This window comes from Methylobacterium sp. E-045, from assembly GCF_022829685.1.
Classification (GTDB): Bacteria; Pseudomonadota; Alphaproteobacteria; order Rhizobiales; family Beijerinckiaceae; genus Methylobacterium.
Genome location: NZ_JAKSYE010000048.1, coordinates 1 through 568, shown reverse-complemented (window position 1 = coordinate 568; position 568 = coordinate 1). Strand labels below are relative to the sequence as shown.

1 protein-coding gene and 1 pseudogene are annotated in these 568 nt (G+C 66.5%); one reads left to right on the top strand and one right to left on the bottom strand.

Annotated elements, in window-relative coordinates; translation table 11 throughout:
• Positions 1-138 precede the first annotated feature (138 nt).
• The gene (locus MKK51_RS05690) at positions 139-477 is read left to right on the top strand and encodes a 2-hydroxycarboxylate transporter family protein (protein WP_279600995.1); all 339 of its coding nucleotides are present in this window, start codon (positions 139-141) and stop codon (positions 475-477) included.
• Here the strand turns inward: MKK51_RS05690 and MKK51_RS05685 are convergent.
• Positions 428-568, bottom strand: a pseudogene (locus MKK51_RS05685) (2-hydroxycarboxylate transporter family protein); the annotation flags it as partial. The gene MKK51_RS05690 and the pseudogene MKK51_RS05685 sit on opposite strands and share 50 nt — an antisense overlap.

Below are 568 nucleotides of genomic sequence, written 5' to 3'. Positions count from 1 at the left end.
GCCTGTTTTTCGATGCTGTTCCTGGCGGTCCTCGCCAAGCTCGCCAGCGCGGTCTCGCCACGCCGTGAGGTCGGCGGCTTCTTCGCCTGCAAGTTCTTCCAGATCAGCATGACGTAGCCGCTGCCCTTCGACATCGGCTTGTCGATGACCCCCTGTGACAAGCTGGTGGCCTCCTTCACGCTGGCGAACCTCATCACCATCGTCTCCACGGTGTGGAATATGATGGTGCAGGTCTTGTTCGTGGTCCTGCGTCTCGGCATGTACCCGAGCGAGACCGCCATCGTGAATGCCTCCCATAGCTGCCAGGGCGGCACCGGGGACGTGGCGTTCCCCACCGCCGCCACCCGCATGGCGCTGATCCCCTTCGCCCACTACGCCACCCCCCCCGGACGCGCGCTGACGGTGACGGGGACGCTGGTGGTGATGCGGTGGCGATCTGGGCGAAGGGCATCAGCGCCATGCGGTTGGCGGCGGTGAGGATCGCCACGTCCCCGGTGCCGCCCTGGCCGCTATGGCAGGCATTCACGATGGCGGTCTCGATCGGGTACATGCCGAGACGGCGGCCGAC